Annotated in this window: 18 protein-coding genes and 1 riboswitch; of the genes, 8 read left to right on the top strand and 10 right to left on the bottom strand. The window is 36.0% G+C overall.

What is annotated here, in order from left to right; translation table 11 throughout:
- Positions 1-97: 97 nt before the first annotated feature.
- The 4 genes from galU to NSQ59_RS06990 all read right to left on the bottom strand — a co-directional run bounded on the left by galU (position 98) and on the right by NSQ59_RS06990 (position 5,313).
- The gene (galU, locus tag NSQ59_RS07005) at positions 98-985 is read right to left on the bottom strand and encodes a UTP--glucose-1-phosphate uridylyltransferase GalU (RefSeq protein ID WP_055738764.1); all 888 of its coding nucleotides are present in this window, start codon (positions 983-985) and stop codon (positions 98-100) included.
- 377 nt (positions 986-1,362) lie between these two features.
- Positions 1,363-2,574, bottom strand: a complete 1,212-nt coding sequence (locus NSQ59_RS07000; protein ID WP_083489232.1) for an MGDG synthase family glycosyltransferase — start codon at positions 2,572-2,574, stop codon at positions 1,363-1,365.
- 170 nt (positions 2,575-2,744) lie between these two features.
- Positions 2,745-3,629 (bottom strand): alkaline phosphatase family protein, encoded by an 885-nt coding sequence (locus NSQ59_RS06995; protein WP_126648851.1) that lies wholly within the window; start codon positions 3,627-3,629, stop codon positions 2,745-2,747.
- Positions 3,630-3,783: 154 nt separating this feature from the next.
- Positions 3,784-5,313 (bottom strand): DHA2 family efflux MFS transporter permease subunit, encoded by a 1,530-nt coding sequence (locus NSQ59_RS06990; RefSeq protein ID WP_340830380.1) that lies wholly within the window; start codon positions 5,311-5,313, stop codon positions 3,784-3,786.
- A gap of 191 nt (positions 5,314-5,504) precedes the next feature.
- Between NSQ59_RS06990 and NSQ59_RS06985 the strand changes: the two genes are divergently transcribed.
- The gene (locus NSQ59_RS06985) at positions 5,505-6,413 is read left to right on the top strand and encodes a TetR/AcrR family transcriptional regulator (protein WP_340830378.1); all 909 of its coding nucleotides are present in this window, start codon (positions 5,505-5,507) and stop codon (positions 6,411-6,413) included.
- Here the strand turns inward: NSQ59_RS06985 and NSQ59_RS06980 are convergent.
- Positions 6,378-7,448 (bottom strand): sensor domain-containing diguanylate cyclase, encoded by a 1,071-nt coding sequence (locus tag NSQ59_RS06980; protein ID WP_340830376.1) that lies wholly within the window; start codon positions 7,446-7,448, stop codon positions 6,378-6,380. The genes NSQ59_RS06985 and NSQ59_RS06980 overlap by 36 nt on opposite strands.
- Positions 7,449-7,621: 173 nt before the next feature.
- Positions 7,622-7,703, bottom strand: a riboswitch (cyclic di-GMP riboswitch).
- Positions 7,704-7,889: 186 nt separating this feature from the next.
- Between NSQ59_RS06980 and NSQ59_RS06975 the strand changes: the two genes are divergently transcribed.
- Positions 7,890-8,234 carry a DUF2680 domain-containing protein gene (locus tag NSQ59_RS06975; RefSeq protein WP_055738759.1) on the top strand — a complete coding sequence of 115 codons (345 nt, stop codon included), beginning with the start codon at positions 7,890-7,892 and terminating at the stop codon, positions 8,232-8,234.
- A 195-nt stretch (positions 8,235-8,429) separates the two neighbouring features.
- On the top strand, positions 8,430-10,163 hold the full coding sequence (locus NSQ59_RS06970; protein WP_340830375.1) for a methyl-accepting chemotaxis protein: 1,734 nt from the start codon (positions 8,430-8,432) through the stop codon (positions 10,161-10,163).
- Between the two features lie 164 nt (positions 10,164-10,327).
- Here NSQ59_RS06970 and NSQ59_RS06965 read toward each other — a convergent pair whose 3' ends face one another.
- A complete protein-coding gene (locus tag NSQ59_RS06965; protein WP_340830373.1) occupies positions 10,328-11,605 on the bottom strand; it encodes an ArsB/NhaD family transporter in 1,278 nt (425 codons plus the stop codon).
- A 335-nt stretch (positions 11,606-11,940) separates the two neighbouring features.
- Here NSQ59_RS06965 and NSQ59_RS06960 point away from each other — a divergent pair, with 335 nt between their 5' ends.
- Both NSQ59_RS06960 and NSQ59_RS06955 read left to right on the top strand, forming a co-directional pair.
- Entirely contained in the window at positions 11,941-12,597 is a 657-nt protein-coding gene (locus NSQ59_RS06960; RefSeq protein ID WP_055738756.1) for a potassium channel family protein, read from the top strand.
- A gap of 1 nt (position 12,598) precedes the next feature.
- Positions 12,599-13,918, top strand: a complete 1,320-nt coding sequence (locus NSQ59_RS06955; protein ID WP_340833146.1) for a TrkH family potassium uptake protein — start codon at positions 12,599-12,601, stop codon at positions 13,916-13,918.
- 106 nt (positions 13,919-14,024) lie between these two features.
- On the opposite strand, the gene NSQ59_RS06950 is transcribed toward NSQ59_RS06955, so the two are convergent.
- Positions 14,025-15,719, bottom strand: a complete 1,695-nt coding sequence (locus tag NSQ59_RS06950) for a methyl-accepting chemotaxis protein (RefSeq protein ID WP_055738755.1) — start codon at positions 15,717-15,719, stop codon at positions 14,025-14,027.
- A 155-nt stretch (positions 15,720-15,874) separates the two neighbouring features.
- On the opposite strand from NSQ59_RS06950, the gene speG reads away from it, so the two are divergent.
- From speG to NSQ59_RS06935, 3 genes are all read left to right on the top strand, one after another.
- The gene (speG, locus tag NSQ59_RS06945; RefSeq protein WP_055738754.1) at positions 15,875-16,396 is read left to right on the top strand and encodes a spermidine N1-acetyltransferase; all 522 of its coding nucleotides are present in this window, start codon (positions 15,875-15,877) and stop codon (positions 16,394-16,396) included.
- A gap of 132 nt (positions 16,397-16,528) precedes the next feature.
- Complete coding sequence (locus NSQ59_RS06940; RefSeq protein WP_340830370.1) at positions 16,529-17,164, top strand: LysE family transporter; 636 nt, start codon at positions 16,529-16,531, stop codon at positions 17,162-17,164.
- Between the two features lie 147 nt (positions 17,165-17,311).
- Positions 17,312-18,664, top strand: a complete 1,353-nt coding sequence (locus tag NSQ59_RS06935) for an amino acid permease (protein ID WP_340830367.1) — start codon at positions 17,312-17,314, stop codon at positions 18,662-18,664.
- A 242-nt stretch (positions 18,665-18,906) separates the two neighbouring features.
- Here NSQ59_RS06935 and NSQ59_RS06930 read toward each other — a convergent pair whose 3' ends face one another.
- The 3 genes from NSQ59_RS06930 to NSQ59_RS06920 form a co-directional block, all read right to left on the bottom strand.
- On the bottom strand, positions 18,907-20,574 hold the full coding sequence (locus NSQ59_RS06930) for a class I adenylate-forming enzyme family protein (RefSeq protein ID WP_445669202.1): 1,668 nt from the start codon (positions 20,572-20,574) through the stop codon (positions 18,907-18,909).
- An 86-nt stretch (positions 20,575-20,660) separates the two neighbouring features.
- Positions 20,661-21,101, bottom strand: a complete 441-nt coding sequence (locus NSQ59_RS06925; protein WP_055738750.1) for an acyl-CoA thioesterase — start codon at positions 21,099-21,101, stop codon at positions 20,661-20,663.
- Between the two features lie 128 nt (positions 21,102-21,229).
- Positions 21,230-22,696, bottom strand: a complete 1,467-nt coding sequence (locus NSQ59_RS06920; RefSeq protein ID WP_340830363.1) for an ArnT family glycosyltransferase — start codon at positions 22,694-22,696, stop codon at positions 21,230-21,232.
- Positions 22,697-22,772: the final 76 nt, after the last annotated feature.

The raw sequence follows: 22,772 nt of genomic DNA, 5'->3' as shown, positions 1-22,772 counted from the left end.
TTTTCTCCACACACCAATCATTTGAAGCTTAAATAAATATGAAATAACTATACTTATCTCTTCAAGCTTATTTTTATCGTAATTCAATCAATTTTCATTAAAGAGGTTCCGCCACTGTTTCTATGATCTCACGCATTTTTTTCAATAGCGGTTCTTTAAGATCCGTTTCTTTTAAAGCGAATTCAATATTGGTTAAGATAAATCCTAACTTTTCACCTACATCATATCGCATTCCATCAAATGCATATGCCAACACTTTATGCCGATTATTCAATTCCATAATCGCATCCGTTAGTTGAATTTCCCCTTGTACACCGCTTTTTTGTTGTTCTATAATGGGAAAAATTTCAGGTGTTAATATATAGCGGCCCATAATGGCTAAATTAGAAGGTGCCTCCTGCACGGATGGTTTTTCTATAAAATAATCGACATCATACACCTTTCCGTGCTGGCTTATGGGAGCAATGATGCCATACCTGTTTGTTTCGTTTTTGGGAACCTGCTTTACACCAACAACAGTGGCGCCTGTTTGTTCGTAAATTTCCATCAATTGTTTTGTGCAAGGAACATCCGATTGGATCACATCATCCCCTAGCAAAACAGCAAACGGTTCATCTCCGATAAATTTTCTGGCGCACCAGATGGCATGCCCTAAGCCTTTTGGCTCCATTTGTCTTATATAATGGATATTAGCCAATTTCGATGGTTTTTGTACACTTTCCAAAAGATCCAGCTTTCCCCTTTTCAATAGGGTAAGTTCTAATTCTGCGGCATGATCGAAATGATCTTCGATAGCACGCTTCCCTTTTCCGGTAACGATAATGATATCTTCAATACCGGATTGGAAAGCTTCCTCCACAATATATTGAATCGTCGGCTTATCCACTATTGGAAGCATTTCCTTTGGCATTGCCTTTGTGGCCGGCAAAAAACGCGTTCCAAGACCTGCTGCAGGAATAATTGCTTTCTTTATTTGTTGTGTCACGTTACTTCTCCTCCAAAAATCGAACTTATTAAAGGCTTTTCGTAAAAGATGATGTTGTTAAAACTAACAATAAATGTATAGATAAATGGATCTTGAAAATCTAAGAACAGATGTCCCGTCAACCATATTTGTTAAGTTCTAACCACTTATCAGAAATGCATCAATCTGTTCGAAATAAGCCTTATTATATTTAATGATGGCTGCTCGTCATTTAGTCCGTTTTTTCCGCAATTCCTCCTATTTGCCATTATGACCATCTTTTTATTTTTTTTTCTCTATTTCTTATCTTTTTGGAAAAGTTTGGTGAAGCCTATTCATGTTACACGCATTACAAGTACCGGAAATGGATGAAAAATTGCCCAATCATTTTGGTAAAATCAATTTGAATTTCCGCTCGTATAGCTTGATGCTGAAGCACTTCTTCCCCAAATGGCAGGATAAAGCTTTTCCATAAAAGTGCCGCGGTCCACCACATATGATTTTCGCTCCAATAAAGACTTCATAACGTTGAGAATACTTTGTGAATCATTTAATTCCATCTCTTGAAGGTACACATCTATTTGTTCAAATAAATAAGATAAAGTCTTTCTATTAGTTAAAACATCGAGTAACTGCTTTTCGAATGATTCTTTAGAATTAAGCTCAAACACGAGACCTTTTTGTTTCAAAAACGTTAAATTAATTTCCTCTTGTCCGGGAAGAGCAGAGTTGATAAAAATTGGGAGTCGCTTTTGTAATGCCTCGCTCACGGTAACTCCCCCAGGCTTTGTAATAATCGCATCTGCTTGATCATAAAGAGCATTCATATCTAATCTTGAGGTTAAGTACGACACTGGGTGAATATGAGATGCATTCCACGAAGAAATTTCTTGAAAAAGCCGCTGATTTTTACCGCATAACACAATGTAATCAAAATGATTAGACTCTTTCACTTCCTTTAACATGGTCAAAATATTACCGAGGCCGCTGCTGCCACCGGATACGAGAATCTTTTTCCGGCGGTGATGCCATTCTAAATGGTACTCCGCCTCTTTGAAATCACCGTGCACTGGAATTCCTGTAACAAAAACGTTCGATTCCGGAATTTGATATTCCTCCATTAATCGTTCCTTAATCTGTGAATTAGGGACAAAGTGAGCATCAATTCCCTTTTTCCCCCAAACATTATTGATAAAAAAATCAGTGTATACATTTACAATAGGTGTTTGAAGCTTGCCTTTTTGTTTTAAATGACTTAGTAAAAGAGAAGGAAATCCATGTGTGCAAATAATTAAATCAGGTTGTTCTTCTTCTAATAATTGCTTCATTTTAGTCAAAAACAGTTGATGGTACCATCTGACTCTTACAGAAGAACCTGAGTAAAATAAGTGCTTATACACCCATTCATACGTTCCTGGGGCATAGCGAATCCATTTTAAATATGAATTTGAAATAATTCTTTCTAATTTATTGCTTGTATACGTTAAAAAATCCATTTTATTGATAACAACATCTTCTATATTTTCATTTAATAAATGAATAACTGCCTCTGCAACTTGATGATGTCCAGATGGCATTCTCATAAAGGGAAATACTAGTACTTTTTTCATTTTTGATTACTCCTTTTTAAAAGGGCTATAAATAAACCTACAATGAAAAGACTAGTTTTATAGAAAAAAAGTTCATACGAATTGTATTTCAAAATTCAAGAACAAAAAAAAGACTATTACTAGTCTCCCTTTTGAAAATATCTTCGTTACATAGAAAATATTAAAAACCACTATTTCCAAATACCTTTTATAGCAGAAGTGGATGCTGTCTTACCCACTGGGGCAATCCCGTACATATCTTCAATCGTGCGCAACACCGAATAATGGTCCATATAGGAAGGATATTTTCCTGGTTTCAACATTGGGCCTACAAAGATTGTTGGAATTTGATTCGGCTTTTTGAAATTATCCTCATCCCATGTCAAAATGAATAAACTATCATTTGAAAATGCCCATTGAATATACGAGTCAAGATTTTTCTTCAGCCAAGTATCAGCTTGCTTTACCGTACCATCGTGCATATCATGCATAAGATTGGGGATAACAAAGGAAACTGTTGGCAATTGGCTGTAGTTTTTCGGAAAACTGGAGAATGGCAAATTGGAGCTAGACGGTACATTTGAAAAATTCACCCACGGGCTATGCTTCCGATGATAGGAATGCGACTGGCAGCCCGCAAAACCAACGGAGGGCAAGTCTTCCGAATATCCCGCAAAGCTATTGCCTTTCTTCTGTAGTGCAACTGCCAAATTATTAGATGAAAAAGTATGAGGGCAGCTATCATCTGTTATTCCTTGTGTATCTCCTGAAAATAAGGCAAGATAGTTAGGTTGACTTGGGTGGGCAATCCCGTGAGAATTTGTAAATAATACTCCCTTTTTGGCAAGTTCATTGATATAAGGGGCATCACTTGCACCAATTATTTGATTGTAAGAATGATTCTCCCCAACCACAATGACAATATGTTTTGGTTTTGGGATGTTTTGTGCACTTTTTACCGTCTCTTTCTGTTTTCTATCGGTTTGATCATGATGTTGAACTTTTAAGATGAGTACAACAATACAAACGATAACAACAATTCCTATTAAACCAAGAACCCATGTGGTTTTCCTCATTTTTTCCTCCAACGTATAATCATTTTCTTTTTTTATTATATACGTTTGACGTTCCGATTAACTATTTTTGAAATAAAATCTTATCTATTATTAGAAAGAGGAAAGTCATTTTAATAAAAAAACAGACCAAATAAATTGATCTGTTTTGTACTTCTTAATTTTCTGTTGCTTGTTTTACAAATGTTTGATTTGGTTTCGTTTCTTGTGTTGCTTCTTGAGCAGGCTTTACACGTTTCATAAAGAAGGCAAGTATCAATGCAATAAGAGCAATACAAACAGAAACTTTAAACGAATCATTTATACCATCAACCATCGCTTGCATTCCTATATGTTGTTTCATTTCTGCAAGTTGTGCAGGATTGGGTTGACCAGTCAATTTTTTCATTGCAGAAGCAGTTAAATCTGTAATATGTGTTTTTGTACGGTTTGACATAACCGTTATTAAAAGCGCAGACCCAATCGCACCAGAAACTTGCTGTAAAGTATTATTCATTGCCGTGCCATGAGGATTGAGGTGCTGCGGTAATTGGTTTAAGCCATTTGTCATTACAGGCATCATTACCATCGACATACCAAACATACGTGCAGTATACAATAAAATTAATTCCGTGTACGTAGTGGATAATGTCAGCGTACTGAACATATAAGTGGTAGCAATTGTAATCGTAAGTCCAATAATCGCTAGTACTCTTCCGCCAAATTTATCAAACAGCTTTCCAGTTATCGGTGACATAAATCCCATTAAAAGCGCACCTGGCAGCAGCATTAAACCTGATTTAAGCGGAGAAATCCCTCTAATCGACTGTATATACATCGGCAATAACAGCATTGCTGAAAACATTGCCATCATTAGCACTACTGAAATGGCAGATGCTAAAGTGAACATTGGATACTTATAAACCCTAAATTCCAGCATTGGTGTCGGGATTACAAATTGACGCCAAATAAAGAGAATCAAAGATATTCCGCCAACTATTAAAGTGATATATACCGCTGGGGCACTCCAGCCTTTGTCCCCTGCGGAACTAAATCCGTATAAAATTCCACCAAATCCTATCGTAGACAATATAAAAGAAAGCGTGTCCAGTTTGATGTTTATCTTTTCTTTTTTATCTTTAAGCAAGAAAAAGGCAATAACTACTACGGCAATTGCAATTGGCATTACAATATGGAAAAGCATTCTCCATTCGTAGTGCTCCACAATCCAACCGGATAAAGTTGGTCCAATTGCAGGTGCGAAAACCATTACTAATCCGAATAAGCCCATTGCTGCTCCCCTTTTTTCAATAGGGAAGGAAGTCAACATCACGTTCATTAATAAAGGCATCATAATTGCGGAGCCTGAAGCCTGAACAATTCTTCCGACAAGTAATACCCAAAATTCCGGAGAAAATCCGGCTAATATGGTCCCTATGGTAAACAAACTCATTGCAACTAGAAATAAATGGCGAACGGTATATCTTTGAATAAGAAATGCCGTTGCAGGGATCATGACCCCGTTAACAAGCATATAACCAGTTGCAAGCCATTGTACGGTTGACATCGATACGTGAAAATCTTGCTTTATGGAAGGTAATGCAATATTGAGTAATGTTTCATTTAATATGGAAATAAACGCTCCGATTGTTAGGATTGTAATAATCCCGTACGGAGGTTTCTTTGTTTCTAACATGGACGATTCCATCTATTTTCCCCTCTCAGTAAACTTATAGTCTATTTTTTTATACAGCCGTTATAACGTAATGATTATAATAAACCGATTGTTCCATTTTTGCAACAAAAAAATCATGGTTACTTAAAGATTTGTATAAACAATTAAAGTGCGTTAGTATTGTCATTAGAATGACAGTCTATTTTTATTTTTAGGTGATACATATGAATGACCGGAAACAGCATGTTATGAAAGTAGCTCATCAAATATTTATGGAAAAAGGATTCCAAGCTACATCCATTCAAGACATTTTAGACTACAGCGGTATTTCAAAAGGTACCTTTTACAATTATTTTTCTTCCAAAAATGAATTACTGCTGGCTATTTTTCATTCTCTTCATGAAAAATTCGAGGTGGAACGAAATAAACTATTGATTGGTCAGGACCCTTCTAATATTGAAATTTTCATTAAGCAAATAGAGCTTCAAATGAAAATGAATAAACAAAATAAGCTATTTGCTTTATTCGAAGAAGTATTTGTGTCAAAGGATAAAGATTTCAAGGATTATTTAAAGCAAACCCAATTGAACACGCTCAGTTGGACTTTTCATCGTTTCGTTGATATTTATGGTGAAAGTAAGAAACCATATTTATTGGATTGCACGATCCTATTTACAGGAATGCTTCATCATCAGTTTCATTTTTTCTTCCAGCAAAAAGAAACGGAACTCACCGTTCATCAAGTTATTCGCTATTGTATAAACCGTCTTTCCACCATTGTAGAAGATGTATCCTGCAATCACGATCAATTATATAACCCCAATCTTATTAAAGATTGGTTTCCAACGTATGAAAATGAAGAACAAAAACTACTTAAAAAAAGATTGGTTCAGTCTATTTGTTTTTTAAAAAATATGATTCGGAAAGAGCACCAAAATGAAAAACATCAATTGAAATGGATGGAACTATTGGATTTTCTTCAAGACGAACTGCTCCAATCCAAACAGCCGCGCATATACCTTGTGGAAAGTGCACTGGATTCGTTAGCGAAGAACAATAATAAACAGATTCAAGAGGAACTGAAAACCTTAACTGAATTAATACATGATTGGAACGAAAACAAAGTCAAATAATCCTTTGATAGAATCATCATTATGATAAAAAGCAGCCCAAGTTGTAATCATACCGGCTGCTTTTCTCCATTTTTTATCTTGCGAAAACGGGTTTCCGATTATTTTTATCTTGGTACATTTTTTGATCTGCATGAGTGTAAATAGTTCCTCCATTTTGCCAATGGAGGAAGCTTCAAAAGCATAGCCAATCGACATTTTCATCATAAAATGGGGATGCTTTTCATTATATTCCATAACTTCCTTCTTTATTTGCTCGGATAAATGTTGTAACGATAATTCATTTGTTTTTATTACCAGGAAAGCAAATTCATCCCCGCCTATTCTTATAACCATACTATTTTCATTTGAAAACTGATTAAGCAGTTTGGATGTTTGAATAATCAATTTATCCCCCATCTGATGACCAAAATTATCATTCATCCATTTCAATTCATCTAAATCACATAGTACAATCCCAACAGATTCATCGAGATCCTCATTATATAATTTTTTTTGTTTTTCAAAAAAAGCTCGGTTATATATTCCTGTTAACGGATCATGTTCTACCTTATATTCTAGCTCCTTTTGTGCCATCATTTTTTCATCGATATTCCGGATGATTCCATGTAACGCAACGATTTCGCCATTTTCATATATAGGTGTGGCAAATTCTTCGAACCATTTGTAATCACCGTGCACGTCTCTCCATCGCACAATGATTGGTTTATTATAATCCATTTTCCCTGCTATTTTTTTCTCTACAAGATGATAATCATCGGGATGGACAATTTCAAAGGTGATATATGGATTTTTCAAACTATCTTTAGAAAGATTAGGGCGCAGAATTTCATCTATTGCAGGACTTAGATACCGATATTTAAACTGTGGTTTGATTTCACAATAATAAATAATGTCCTTCGAACTCTCCACAAGCTGATAAATTCTTTTTTCATTTTTCGTTCTTTCATTATATCCCTTCCATACTATTCTCTTAATAGGTTCAGAATATATTACTCCTATTATAAGTCCAAGAATTCCTAAACAGAAGCCAAGCATGGTTTCTCCCCCCAAATGTTTAAGAATAAAAACAATTTCTCTAGCCGCTATGTGCAGTAGCTAGACGTAGATAATAGTTTTAAAAAGTTATCCATATATCAACACTTATAGTTAAAAAACAGAAAAAGAGGCAGTCCGAAAACGAAACTACCCCTTAAAGTATTTTCTAATTTTTCGGTAACCCGGCTACCATAGATCATCCTTAGGTCCGTGGCTTTGCGTCCTTACTTTTCAATAAGTTTGCCTTTGTCAAAATATCGTTATGATTTTATTAATTTATTTTCATTATAAGCTTTATGGGTACAATTATCAATTTTTTTACCAATAAAATACACTTAACAGAAACTTTCGAACTATTCGTCATGTTCTTTACAAAAAATGTATTATTTTTTAAAAATTGCAGAGTATATAAATAGTCTTTTAGGAAAGGAGATGAAAGCAATGTTAAAAAAAATGAAGGCAATCCTAATTGTTCCTCTATTCGTGCTCCTTGTAGGGCTACCTGTACATGCCGAACCAACGCCTAACACGGATCAACATAAACAGGTTGTAAAGCTAACAAAACAACAAAAAGCAGAGTTAACGAAATTACATCTTGATATATTAACGAAGAAAAAACAGCTTATCATGAAATATGTTGAATATGGTGTACTTCCAAAGGAAAAAGGCGATAAAATCCTTGAAAGATTAAATGAGCATTATCAGGAAATAAAAGAACACGGATCTGATATGCATTGGGGTAAAATGCATCATCACCACCAATCTCATCATCAACACAATGAATAATTGACAGTGCCTTACATAAAAAAACCAATGAAACGCAAAAGTTTCATTGGTTTTTTGTTTTCCAGACATAAATGACGCAATGTCGAAAATTTGTCGAATGATATTTAATTTTATCCTTTATTGCCGATATAAAAAGAGAAAGGAACTGAACTTAAATATTAACTATTTTCAAATGACTAGGAAGGGACCGCGCAGATGAAATCTATTAAATCAAAAATTATTAGCACCACTTTGCTTATGTTGGCTATTCCTGCATTAATTATTGGTCTTGTGGGCTATAATCAAGCAAAGCAACATCTAACTGAATTGGGCCAAACCAATATGAAAAATGGTGTAAAAATGGCCATTCAAATGATAAATGGATTAAATGATGAAGTTTTAAAAGGCCATTTATCGATCGATGAGGCACAAGAAAAAGTAAAAACCGCTCTTATCGGTCCTAAAAATACAGATGGAACCAGAACGAATACAAACAAAATAGATCTTGGAAAAAACGGTTATTTTTTTGTTTTAGATGAAAAAGGTACGGAGCTGGCACATCCTTCGCTAGAAGGAAAAAATGTTTGGAATTTAAAAGATCAAAACGGTTATTACTATATTCATGACATAGTAAAGAAGGCAAAAGCTGGCGGAGGCTTTACTACCTATGACTGGCCGCTGCCAAATAATGAAAAGCAAATTGCTCAAAAAACCACTTATAGTGAAGTGGATCCAAATTGGGGATGGGTCATTTCCGCAGGCACTTATTCCACTGACTTCAACAAACCTGCGAATTCTATTCTTTATGTATTAATTATTACATTAGCTATCACTTTAATTGCTGGCAGTATTATTACTTATTTATTTTCAAAGCATTTGGCTTCTCCAATTAAGAAGCTTACCCTGCAAATGGGAGAGCTGGCTAGCGGAAATCTTGCAATCGATGACACGAATTCAAAAAGAAAAGATGAAATTGGTCAATTAATGAACTCTATGAACTATATGAAAGAAAAACTTCGTAACATGATTCTCAGTATTACAAAGGTCTCTGATCATGTTACAAGCCAAAGTGAAGAACTGACTCAATATGCAGATGAAGTAGGAATCGGTACAACACAAATTGCCACCACGATGCAAGAACTCTCTAATGGTGCGGAAGAACAAGCTAATTCGGCAACTACACTATTAGAAAAAATGAGTGACTTCTCCGAAACGATCATGCAAGTTGCTATACAAGGTGAAAGTGTCAAGGAAAGCTCCGGTCAAATGCTGAGAATGACCGAACAAGGCGGACAGGATATGCAGCAATCTGTTCAGCAAATGCATGTGATCGATGAGCGGATCAAGCAATCGTTAGAAATGGTAAAAGGATTAGATCATAAGACAAGTCAAATTACGGATTTAGTAAAAGTCATTAAAGATATTTCTGAACAAACGAATCTATTATCTTTAAATGCAGCAATAGAAGCGGCTCGAGCTGGCGAGCATGGAAAAGGCTTTGCAGTCGTTGCGGATGAGGTAAGAAAATTGGCTGATCAAGTTACACAATCGATCACGAATATTACCTCCATTGTTACCGATATTCAAAATGAATCCAAACAAGTAGTGGACACTCTTGAAGATGGTTATCAGTTAGTAGCAGACGGAACAAAACAAATTAACGTTACCGGAACAACCTTTAAAAACCTTAAAGACACAATTGAAAATGCCGGAAACCTAGTAGAGAATATGGCCGCCGCAATGTTCAATGTGTTGGATAACACAAAAGAAATCAATGAATCAATCGATACCATTGCCTCTGTTTCTGAGGAGACTGCAGCTGGTGTCGAGGAAGTTACAGCTACCACTGAGCAGTCAAGCAGTTCTATGGAAGAGGTCGCGAAAAGTGCAAAAATGTTGGAAGAGCAAGCGACTAATTTAAATAGTTTAATTCAGCAGTTTAAATTTTAATTATAAAAAAAAGCCTCCATGTTGAATGGGGGCTTCACGCTTTGAGTAAAATATTGAAACAGTATAGTTATGAGTAATTTTTCCTAAACTTCTTTTCCAAGCTAAACGGAATAAATTATTATGTTATTGATAAAAAAGCAATTAGTTTAAGAATTATGGTTTTCTTATAGATATCTAACATAAATGTATAACATAGAAATGGCTACACTTATTAACATGATTGGTAATCCTATAAGAGAAAATTTTATAAAGGAAATTTTATAACCTTCTTTGCCTGCCATTCCGGCAACAATTAAGTTGGCACTAGCACCAATTAATGTTCCATTTCCTCCTAGACATGCTCCTAAAGACAAACTCCACCATAATGGATTTAAATCATGGATTCCAAGCGATCCCATCTGTTCTATTAACGGAATCATGGTTGCAACAAATGGAATATTATCTACAAAGGCAGACGCAATTGCACTCAGCCATAGAATAAGAAAAGAGGTTAATGTCTCATTCCCTCCCGTTAAATCGATAGCGTATGTTGCGACCTTTGCTATGACCCCCGTTTCCACCAATCCTGAAACTAATACAAAGAGACCGACAAAAAAGAAAATAGTGGTCCATTCAACTTTTGTTAAAGCATTCTCCAGATAGCTTTCTCCTACTAAAATCAATAAAAGAAAAGCTCCCATTAATGCAATAGTTGCTGACTCTACCCCGATGATTTGATGGATAAAGAAACCGACAATCGTTAATCCCATTACTGTTAAGGACTTAATCATTAACGTTTTATCTGTAATTTCGTCTTTTTCATTAAGCTGCATGATTCGCTCTCTTATCTGATCAGAAACACGTAATGCTTTACGGTAGAAAAAGGCAAGTAAAATCATTGTAACAATCATGATCACCATGACGATAGGTGCTAAATTCGTGATAAAATCCATAAATGTGATAGATTCAACAGCACTTCCAATCATGATATTTGGCGGGTCTCCAATCATTGTGGCTGTTCCGCCAATATTAGACATCAATATCTCGGAAATAAGAAACGGCATTGGATTCATACCAAGCTGTCTCGTGATGCTAAATGTAATTGGAACCATCAGAAGTACCGTTGTTACATTATCTAGAAAGGCAGAACCCACTGCTGTAATAATCGAGAGAACGATTAAAATAGAAAGCGGTCTCCCTTTTACCTTCTTAGCAGACCATATGGCAACATATTTAAATACACCAGTCTCCGCTGTTATCGAAACAATAATCATCATTCCAATTAGTAGACCTATAGTATTGAAATCAATATGGTGGATAGCAGTTTCCTGATCTACTATCCCTAATAGAACCATAAGTCCTCCACCAATCATGGCAATGATGGTTCGATGAATTTTCTCTGAAATAATTAATGCATAAGTAAGGAAAAAAATAATAATAGCATAAAGTGCTTCGTTAGACATAAACATCCCCTTTTCTCTAGATTCTTTTATTTTTCTTTCTAATCAATAAAAACATTCTCTTGAAGGAATAAAATATCCCTAAAAAAACGCAAAAAGGAGCCCTAAATGACAGGCTCCTCCAAATTTTCACGTTCTATTTAATTTAAACCCATATTATCAAAAAGTTTTATTTTCTGCAACAACATTTCATCCATTTATGATATTGTTTAGTTTATATACTATAGCAAATAATTCCAACATTATATATACTTGCTGTTAGGGAAAATTATAAGAAAAGCTCAAGCTCTAAAGCTAGACAGATTAAACATGTTAACTATTTAATGGAGAGGATATTTATGAAAAAGCAATTTGCTGTTTTTGGACTTGGCCGCTTTGGTGGAAGCCTTGTGAAGGAGTTTCACGAATTGGCAACCGAAGTATTAGCCGTCGATAAGGATATCGATAAAGTAAATGATATGGCCCAATATGCCACTGCTGCTGTCCAAGCCAATACGATTGATGAAATGACGCTAAAAAACTTAGGAATTCGTAATTTTGATCTTGTTTTTGTCTCTTTTGGGGATGATATTGAAGCCAGTATCCTTACCTCGCTTTTACTAAAAGATATGGGTGTCAAACAAGTATGGGCAAAAGCCCAAAACAGCTATCACGAAAAGGTATTGGATAAAATTGGAGTCGATCGAATTATTAATCCGGAAAGAGATATGGCAAAGAGAATTGCCCACCATATTGTTTCCGAAAAAATATTAGATTATATTGAGCTATCTAAGGAATATGGAATTGTAGAAATTATGGCAACAGAAAAAATACATCTAAAGACATTAGTGGAGCTGGACGTCCGCGCGAAATATGGGTGTAATATTGTCGCCATTAAACGAGGAACAGATATAGTCGTCTCTCCTATGGCGGAGGATAAGATTTTTAAAGGGGATATATTGATTGTAATCGGAAAGAACGAAGATATAACGAGATTTGAGGAAGAAGGTGTCTAAAATAAAGACAAGAGCTATTCACCTAAGCCCTTCCCAACTGCTCATTTTAGTGTTTTTTACAGCCATTCTTTTAGGGACTTGTCTATTAAAATTGCCCATTGCATCTTACCATTATGTCCGCTGGATAGACGCTTTATTTACAGCAACTTCTGCCATGACGGTGACAGGTCTATCGACGATTGATTCCGCAAAGGAGTATACCTTGTTCGGTCAATTTGTCATTATTACCTTGATCCAATTGGGCGGTTTAGGCATCGTTTCCTTCGCCCTCTTAATTTTTATCATGTTAGGGAAAAAAATCGGACTAAAGGAACGGATTCTTATTCAGCAAAGCTTAAATCAAACATCCTTAGGGGGTGTCATCAAGCTTGTTCGCAACCTCTTTCTTTTTTCCTTCATGATTGAATTTATCGCAATGTTGTTTTTATCTATTAGATGGATCCCGGAATACGGGTTTTGGAAAGGTGTCTTCTATAGTTTCTTCCACTCCATTTCCGCGTTTAATAACGCAGGATTTGCATTGTGGTCAGACAATTTAATAAGATATGTTGGCGATCCCATTGTCAATATCGGAATTACCGGTCTTATTATTCTGGGTGGAATTGGTTTCACGGTCATGTCCGATATTTGGTATAAAAAAAGCTTTCGGAAACTGAGTCTTCACTCTAAAATCATGATTATCGGCACAATCGTGACAAATTTACTCGCAATGGCATTCATATTTTTTCTAGAATATCATAATCCTCATACGTTAGGTCACTTATCAACGCCGAATAAACTATGGGCTTCTTATTTTCAAGCAGTTACAACAAGAACAGCAGGATTTGAAACAATGGACCTTAACGATTTAAAGGAACCTACTGCCTTATTATTTTTATTATTAATGTTTGTAGGGGCAGGAAGTGCATCAACTGGCGGAGGAATAAAATTAACGACTTTTATTGTCATCGTCATTTCCGTTATTACTTTTATAAAAGGAAAACAAGAAATTGTGCTGGCAAAACGAACCATTGCCACTTCGATATTATTAAAATCATTAGCGATATTTAGTATCGCCTTACTTGCTATTTTCTTGGCAGTATTTGTTCTATGTATTACCGAAAAAGCGCCATTTCTTAAGGTATTATTTGAAGTTATTTCCGCTTTCGGCACCGTTGGGCTAACGATGGGATTGACAACAAAATTAACAATGATTGGCAAACTGATTATTGTGATGATGATGTTTATCGGCAAGCTAGGCCCATTAACCCTTGCTGTTTCTATTGCAAAATCGGAACAAGCAAGCATCCGTTATCCGCATGAGGATATTTTAACGGGGTGAAAAGAAAAGCGCACAGCGCTGGGGCTAGTCTTCTAAACTAGATATTTGTAAAAAAGGTGCACAAAAGTCGCTAACTAACCAACGACATTTACGTGCACCTTTTTTATTATGATAATTTAAATCTTGAAACGACAACTTGCAATTCATCTGCTAAATTTGATAATGATTCGGCAGAGCTTGTGATTTCCTCCATTGTCGCCAATTGTTCTTCAGAAGCTGCAGCATTTTCTTGACTTCCGGCAGCAACTTGCTCGGAAACCTCTCTTGCTTTCACCACTGCAGATACCATTTGGGTAGTGATAGCTTGAATCTCTTCCACAGAAGCAGATACATCTGCTGCTTTACCGGTTACATTACCAATGGATTCTGAAATTTTTGTAAAGGACTCATTTGCTTCCGCTGTATAGGTTAGTCCGGTATTCACTTTCTCATTTCCTAATTCCATCGACAATACTGCCTTTTTCGTTTCTTCTTGAATAACAGCAATCATTTTAGATATTTGATCAGAGGATTTACTCGATTCCTCTGCCAATTTTCGAACTTCATCCGCAACAACAGCAAATCCCTTTCCTTGTTCACCAGCACGTGCTGCTTCGATGGCGGCATTTAATGCTAATAAATTGGTTTGTTCCGCGATTCCTGTAATAATATCCGTAATTCTTCTTATTTCATCTGAGCGCTTTCCTAATGTATGAATCAATTTTGCAGCTTCTTCAACCGAGACATGGATCTCATTCATTTGTGAAACCACATTTGCGATGGAATCCGCTCCCTTGCTTGCAAGTGTACGGGTTTCTTCGGAAGACTGAAGCATTACTTCACTTGCTTCAGCAATCTGATCCATACCTATTGCCATTTCCTTGACGGAAGCAGACATTTCATTAAATGTCCGAAGTTGCTGCTCCGTGCCTTCCGCACTTTCTGTTATCACTCGTGTTACCTGCTCTGCAGCGCTAGTACTTTGCTGAGCGCTCGCAGTAAGCTGCTCGGAGCTTGCCGCAACCTGCATACTGGAATCAGAAACTTGACGAACTACAGATGAAAGGTCATGAACCATTTTATTAAAAGAATTCGATAATTCTCCAAGCTCATCCTTACTTTTAACCTTTATCGGTTCCACACTTAAGTCACCCATTGCAACTAATTTCATCACCTCTGAAATCTTTTTAATCGGTTTTGAAATCATTTGACCCATTACAATGGCAATCAGAATTCCTAGGATAAATGTTATCACAGACAAGATGATTAATATCATTTGGATTTTTTTATCATTATCAGTAGTTTGAGTGTTTGCCTTCAATAATTCATCATTCTGATGCTTGGCTAATGCTTCAATACTTTGTTGGAGCGTTAATGTAATGTCTTTTACAGTACTGGTAGTATATAATGTTAGCTCTTCTTGTTTATTTTCCTGTTTAAGCTGAACCTGATGTTCTACAGCTGAAAAATATTTTTGGTCGATATCCTCGATGCTTGCATACAGTCGTTTCCCCATCGGGCTTTTTACTAGTTTTCCTAATTCATCCAAGGTGTCTTGATACCTTCCATTTGCAACTTGATATTGATTATAGTAAGTAGGGCTGCCGGTTAAAAGAAAGCCTCTCACACTGGCACTTTGGGCATAATATAAACTTTCAAGCCGATTTGCCAAATCAACCTTTTTGGAGGTAACCGTAATCAACTTGCTGTACGTTTTATTTAGCATGGAAAGTTCATAATAAGCTCCCCCTGCTAAAACTAATAATAAAATTAGTACCCCGCTAAAACCAGATAAAATCTTTTTCTTGATAGACCATTTCATGTTGTGTAATTCTCCTTGTATGAATATAAAAGTTTTCACTATCCTTTATTTCGACAGATTTCGGTAAAAGTTTAGTGCTTTCCTAACGGTTAAAATGAATGGGATATTCGTGTTTATGTCATATTAATGTTAAAACATCGGATGGAGGATTTTTAATGAGTAATGACATTAAACTAAGACCGCTAGAGAGAGAGGATTTAGAATTCATTCATATGCTGAATAACAATGCAAAAATCATGTCATATTGGTTTGAAGAGCCATATGAAGCCTTTGTTGAGCTTCAGGATCTCTATGATAAACATATCCATGATCAAGGGGAACGGAGGTTTATTTTAGAAAAGGAAAAGGATAAGGAGATGGTAGGGTTAGTCGAATTAGTGGAAATTGACTATATTCACAGACGGGCAGAGTTTCAAATCATTATTGATCCGAAACATCAAAATCACGGCTATGCAAGTATTGCAACTCGGATGGCGATGGACTATGCATTTTCTGTATTAAATATGCATAAGCTGTATCTCATTGTAGATTCAACGAATGAAAAAGCCATCCATATTTATAAAAAAGCCGGATTTCAAGAAGAAGGGGAATTTCTGGATGAATTTTTCGTAGATGGGACTTATCACAATGCGATTAGAATGTGTATTTTTCAGAAGCAATATTTGGAGTTGTTATAACGTGTGAAGAAATATTCATAAAGACTTACCGGAGATGTATTTCGGTTTGGAGGTTAATTCAAATCAGAAAATAGTTTTATATTCCCTCCCCTGCACATAAAATGTACAAGTTCATATTCGGAGGGGATTATTTTGTTAAGTGGAGGGTTACTGCTTAGTTATGTCTTTTTAGGATTATCATTAGCGGCACCAATTGGGCCAGTTAATTCAGCCCAAATTGATAAAGGGATCAAAAATGGATTTTTACATGCTTGGATTGTCGGAGCCGGTGCTGTTACCGCCGATGGAATTTTTATGGCAATTGTCTATTTAGGGTTTACTCATTTTATCAATATTCCAATTATCCAGGTATTTCTGTGGCTTTTCGGTGCATTTGTACTAATTTATACAGGAATAGAAAGCATCACGAGTGGAAAAAAGCTCACAATTAATCAAACACGAAATAAAGATTCTTTACTTTCCTGCTATTTAACAGGTTTCTTTATGTCGATTACAAACCCTTTATCCATTATGTTTTGGATTGGTATTTACGGATCGGTTCTCGCAAAAGTAGCTACAAATTATGGGCATATTGAAACCATCATTTGTACAAGTATGATTTTTCTAGGGTTAACTCTTTGGGATGTTATTATGGCGATTCTATCAAGCGGATCACGGAAATTTTTACATACAAACTTTCTGAAGGTCATATCCTACTTATCCGGAATCTCTATGATTGCATTCGGAATCTACTTTGGAAGCCAAGGCGTTAAAGCATTGGTATTCTAGTTGCTTAGGAATTTATAAAATTGAACCTTTTGGATAACTTTTTGAAAAGTTGTCTACGTCTCGCTTCAGCACATTAGTTCTTTATATGATTTACATATTCAAGCCTCTTTTTGTAAAAAGTAATAGTAACTATGAGGAGGTTTTGGATTGGGGTTAAAAAACTCAAATAATACAAGTAAACAGACTAATCAAGGGGAATTAAATTGGTGGCAGCTGTCCCTTATTGGAGTCGGATGTACGATTGGTACCGGGTACTTTCTAGGATCAAGCATCGGAATCAAAACGACAGGGCCGTCGATTGTATTTTCCTTTATCTGTGCTGCAATCGCTACTTATATTGTTTACAATATGCTGGCAAAAATGACGGCGCAAGACCCACAGGAAGGTTCCTTTTGCTACTATGCAAAAAAGGCATTTGGGAAGTGGGCAGGATTTTCATGCGGATGGAATTATTGGTGTTCCAATATTCTCATCATGGGAAGTCAATTAACAGGTTTGTCCATTCTATCACGCTTTTGGTTCCATCAAATTCCTCTTTGGCTATTCGCAGCATGCTACGCTGTTCTTTCCATTATGGTGGTTTTACTAGGGACAAAGGGCTTTGATAAAATCGAAAATATATTGGCTATTCTAAAAACAGCAGCCATACTCATGTTTATAATATTAGCAGTAGCTGCCTTGTTTGGTTGGATAAATGGACATGCAAATCATCCAAGCTTGCCCCGTTCTTTTGATGCCTTTTTTCCTAAGGGTTGGAAGGGTTTTGGTGCTGCACTTATTTATGCTTTTTACGCTTTTGGCGGCATAGAAGTAATTGGACTGATGGCAATGCAGCTGAAAAAGAAAGAAGATGCACCAAAAGCCGGAACGATCATGCTAATCGTTTTGACGATTATTTATGTCCTCTCCCTTGGACTTGTCGTATGTATGGAGTCCTATCATGCCTTTAATGAAGAGGAAAGCCCTTTTGTGAAAGCGATGGAAGATTACCACCTTCCATTTTTTCCGCATGTATTTAATGGAGCGATCATCATTGCAGGATTTTCTACGATGACAGCCTCTTTATTTGGGGTTACACAACTGTTAGTAACATTAGCGGAGACGCATGATGCTCCTGCCTTTTTTGCAAAAAAGATAAAAAGATTCAAGGACTTGCCGCTTCCGTCTTTAGGATTAGCAACAGTCGGCTTGCTTGTTTCCATTATCACCGCATTACTGTTACCAGGAAAAATATATGAGTATATCACGACTGCAGCCGGCATTTTATTGTTATTTAATTGGTTTTTTATCATCATATCAGCCCTTCGACTTTTGCAATTGAAAATGTGGGAAAAAATAATGTCAGTTGTCGGAAACCTCCTTCTGTTAGCTGCTATATGCGGCACTATGTTAGAGAAGGAAATTCGACCAGGTTTGTATGTCAGTATTGGAGTGGTGGTGGTGATTGTTATTATTTCCATCCTTATAAATAGAAAAATAAAAAAGCAAGTTGCTTCTTAGCGGACAGTGAATCCTCTATTTTGATAAAAAGACCCATATTTGAGAGACAAGCGGACTTAGGGTACGCTATTCGCAAAAAAGCACATGAAAATCTCTGTTTTTTTACAAATAACGGAACCTCTGTCCGCAAACATATGAAAATACCCCGTTTTGTCACAGATAAAGGAACTAGTGTCCGTATTAAACTAAATCAAGGACCAAATCGTAAACTTGTCCGATTTGGTCCTTGATTTGATAGCTATTTACGCTCTTTCTAAATTCCCTTGTTTTTGATCCTCTATTGCTAACGATCTTACTTCAAAATGTTTCTTTTTCCCTGTGGCTGTATACGGCAATTCATCAATAAATCGGTAAAAACGCGGTCTCTTATAATCTGCGAGCATGGGATGCTCTGTACAGTACTTATTTAATTCATCTGCTGTCAGGGATGGATCTGCCTTAATGATATAAGCGACTACTGATTCTCCTCTTAGTTCATCAGGAACTCCTACCACTACTGCTTCTTGTACTTTCGGATGTTCACTTAGAATTTCTTCTACTTGTACCGGATGAATATTTTCTCCAGAAGAGACAATCATATCATTTTTGCGGCCAACAATGGTGATAAATTCATTTTCATCCCAAGTAGCCATATCTCCTATATAGAGCCATCCTTTGTAAAAGACTCTCTCACTTTCCTTTTCATTATTAACGTATGCATAAGCAGTCTTACCAGGTGCCCTGACAATCACTTCCCCGACCTCTGTTTTGTCTTTTGCCACAAGATCATCCGGTTCTGCTTTGCGATCAGGATAAATTTTCACGACCGCTACATCATCATCTGTACACGCTCGCCCAGCAGAACCAGCCATTGCAGGCAAATCATAAGGACGAAGGAACGTATTCCAGAAAGCTTCTGTTGTACCATATCCATTAAAAATATTTGGTGATAAGGTTTCCTGAAACTTAATACAATCCTCTCTGCCAAGAGGAGCCCCCATTGTAACAATCCCCTTCAATTTGGATAAATCAACAGGATGTTTCTTTTGCTGATTATAAAGCATTTTCAGCATTGGTGGCGCTCCAATTAGAAATGTTAAATTATACTCTTCCGCATATTTTAAACATGTCTTTGGATGAAAATATCTAAGAATGACAATTTCTCCGCCTACATATAAGGTAGGGTTTGGCCCGCCTGAATGTATACCACCGCGATGAAACCATGGACTCATATTCATTGTTTTATCTGTTGGATTGAGAGGAAAATGCATGGCAACATCGTGCGCAGAAAGAATATCGTTAATGTTGTTTAAAGGTACACCCTTTGGCATACCGGTAGTTCCGGATGTATAGAGACGTGTATTTTCGTCATAAATGTGCCGAATTACCTTTTCAGGTTCTGCTTCTGTATGGTCCCGTACGTAGTCTGAATACGTAATATGTCCTTCAGGAGCTTCTTTTTCCCCTGTAATATCAACCATAATTACCCTTACAGGTTTATGCTTTGCCATTTCCAAAGCTTGCATAGCCGTTTCCTTAATCTCTTCATCATAAATAAATACTGCTGGTTTACTGTCATCAAGAATATAGGCAGTTTCCCCTGGCGAAAGCCGGAAATTGATAGGGCTGTTAATCGCGCCAATTTTTTGTGGTGCTAAATAACTAAAGACAAATTCCGCAGAATTTAACAGTTGATACATCACTACTTCATTCTTGCCTACCCCATCCTCGCGAAGTGCATGGGCTAATTTATTTACCTCACGATTTAATTCTTGATACGTCCATGTCCGATTGCGAAGTGTACAAGTCATTGCTGGCTGGTTCGCGAATCGATGGACATTTCGCAAAAATCCATTAATATACGTAAATTCATGCTCAAATGTTTCTTGGAACATACGAACATCATATGTATATTGATTCACAAGATTCATCCTTCTTTCCATTTCAATTAAAAATAGGCCACATTGGTCTTCTCAATTATGGCCATAACCTTTCTTTTACTATTCAAAGAAATCATTTAATTATTAAATTCTGGCCAAATATTCATTAATTTTCCCCAAAGCTCAGGAAACCGTTTTTTTAAATTAAATGGGTTTCCATGATTATCGACGTATGTATGAGTGGTCACACCCTCACATGCAATTTGGCCATCGTCTTTTATTATTTGATAATGAAATGCCATCCGTGACCTTGTAAACTCTGTCAAGCTTGTCCGAACAATAACTTTGTCTTCTGGACGCAGCATTTTTTTATATTGACAGTCTGCCTTCAAACATACAATCGCTATTCCAAGTTGATGGAAAGTTTTCATATAAGGGACATCGCTATTCTCCCAAAAATGCATACGTCCATTTGTAAACCAATCAAATGTTCTGGCATAATAGGAAATTCCCGCAGCATCACAATCTCCCCAGGTAATATTCATTTCCATATCTGTGCTTGGATAAGTATTTGTCATATTACGCACCTCCTTTTTTTCCTAGACTGCAAAAAAGATACTAGATATAATTACTGTGTCAAGTATTATTTTAGCACCAATCTTGTATTTGTTACATTTTTTTGACTTAACCTCTCATCCGGTGCATATTATTTACTTGAAAACTCCTCCTTCCTCAAAAGGTATCCCCACTTATTTGAATGGACAATTTTTAATTGATTGGCTTGAATAAATTGGTCCGTGACTAAATCCTTCTTTGCCATAAGAATAGCTTTTTCATTATGTAAAAATGCCTGAAAATCTCCGGATTCCGTCTTAAAATCATTCACAAGTTCCGCTGTTAATAAAGTGCTTTGTGACCATTTAATTGAATCAGTGGGATGATATAAATACAAACTGTATCCTTTTATCCCTTCCATTCCCCGTGTTTTTTCCAGTAAATTTTGTTGTAAACTTTTTCGTGGCTCGTTTAAATATAATTGAATCTGACCTTCATAAAAAAAAGATATACCAAGCATAGATATCAGAAGTAAACTGCGAAGCATTAGGTTCCCATTTATCCAAACTTTTTTCGCTAAAATACCAATCATTATAGATAGCGGAGGATAAACAGGTAGAATATACCATCTTATTTTTGTTTTAGAAAATGTAAAGACAATAATCGGAATAAGTATCCATATACATAAACCTATAAAATAAGGATGCTTTTCAAGGCGAAAATTTTTAAAAGAAAAGTCCCTTTTGAAAAGAATGACTAAAAAAAGGGAGAATAAAAACAGCAGCCACAAGGAGAAAAATCTCTTTAATATTTCCGCATAATAAAAGAATCCGCCTACATGACCTTCAATTGTATCGGATGATCGTTTCAGCAGATCGTATTCAATCATGGTCCTAAAGAACACAAAACCATCATAATGGAATCTAATAACTCCCCAAACAATAATGGGGCCAAACATACATAAACCTAATATCAGCGTTTTTTTAGGAGATAATCTTTTATATTTCCCACTAACTAAAAGATACATTGCCATAATGATTACAATATTCCCTGCATGCCAGCTTTTTGTTAAAAAGGAAAGTGAAAATGCTAATCCGGAAACATATAACCATCTATCATTATGTTCGGAAAGGAATAAAGATAATATGGACAATGTAAATAAAAAGAGAAACAGCGAATCTGCATCACCAGTTCTAGCACTATGATTAATTAAAAATTGAGTACACGTTGATAATGTTAATAAAGTGACAAGTGAAGCAAACTTTCCATGTATTTTGTAAACAAATAACGTAACTAATAAAAGGGTTAAACCTGCACATATTCCAGATATTAAACGGAGTCCAAGTGCATTGAAACCTGCCATCTTATAACCAATTATAATAGCCCAAAAACTGAGTGGAGGTTTTAGATTCCAATAATCTGACTCATAACCATATGTATTTACAATGAAGTTTCTACTTTTCAACATTTCATAGGCACTTATTCCATGTCTTGCTTCATCCCAGCTATAAATTGGAAAATTAGAGAGACGATAAAAAACATTATATAAAAATAAGGACAAGAAAATAATAAATAAAACAAGATAAATAAAGACTTGTATTCGTTTTGAAAAGTACATATTGGGTCTCCTTGCAGCTACAAAATTTTGCATTTACACCATTTTGAAAGCTTCGTACATTTATTCAATATAACGT

The sequence above is a fragment of the Margalitia sp. FSL K6-0131 genome (genome assembly GCF_038008735.1).
Classification (GTDB): Bacteria; Bacillota; Bacilli; order Bacillales; family Bacillaceae_C; genus Margalitia; species Margalitia shackletonii.
This window is presented reverse-complemented; position numbering and strand designations above follow the sequence as displayed.

Excerpts from the sequence above, each read along its gene's own strand:
- NSQ59_RS06925 (WP_055738750.1), bottom strand. The coding sequence starts at position 21,101 with ATGACAAATACTTATCCAAGCACAGATATGGAAATGAATATTACCTGG.
- NSQ59_RS06990 (WP_340830380.1), bottom strand. The coding sequence starts at position 5,313 with ATGGAATCGTCCATGTTAGAAACAAAGAAACCTCCGTACGGGATTATT.
- NSQ59_RS06985 (WP_340830378.1), top strand. The coding sequence starts at position 5,505 with ATGAATGACCGGAAACAGCATGTTATGAAAGTAGCTCATCAAATATTT.
- NSQ59_RS06930 (WP_445669202.1), bottom strand. The coding sequence starts at position 20,574 with ATGAATCTTGTGAATCAATATACATATGATGTTCGTATGTTCCAAGAA.
- speG (WP_055738754.1), top strand. The coding sequence starts at position 15,875 with ATGAGTAATGACATTAAACTAAGACCGCTAGAGAGAGAGGATTTAGAA.
- NSQ59_RS06995 (WP_126648851.1), bottom strand. The coding sequence starts at position 3,629 with ATGAGGAAAACCACATGGGTTCTTGGTTTAATAGGAATTGTTGTTATC.
- NSQ59_RS07000 (WP_083489232.1), bottom strand. The coding sequence starts at position 2,574 with ATGAAAAAAGTACTAGTATTTCCCTTTATGAGAATGCCATCTGGACAT.
- NSQ59_RS06965 (WP_340830373.1), bottom strand. The coding sequence starts at position 11,605 with ATGTCTAACGAAGCACTTTATGCTATTATTATTTTTTTCCTTACTTAT.
- NSQ59_RS06970 (WP_340830375.1), top strand. The coding sequence starts at position 8,430 with ATGAAATCTATTAAATCAAAAATTATTAGCACCACTTTGCTTATGTTG.
- NSQ59_RS06975 (WP_055738759.1), top strand. The coding sequence starts at position 7,890 with ATGTTAAAAAAAATGAAGGCAATCCTAATTGTTCCTCTATTCGTGCTC.
- NSQ59_RS06950 (WP_055738755.1), bottom strand. The coding sequence starts at position 15,719 with ATGAAATGGTCTATCAAGAAAAAGATTTTATCTGGTTTTAGCGGGGTA.
- NSQ59_RS06980 (WP_340830376.1), bottom strand. The coding sequence starts at position 7,448 with ATGCTTGGCTTCTGTTTAGGAATTCTTGGACTTATAATAGGAGTAATA.
- NSQ59_RS06960 (WP_055738756.1), top strand. The coding sequence starts at position 11,941 with ATGAAAAAGCAATTTGCTGTTTTTGGACTTGGCCGCTTTGGTGGAAGC.
- NSQ59_RS06920 (WP_340830363.1), bottom strand. The coding sequence starts at position 22,696 with ATGTACTTTTCAAAACGAATACAAGTCTTTATTTATCTTGTTTTATTT.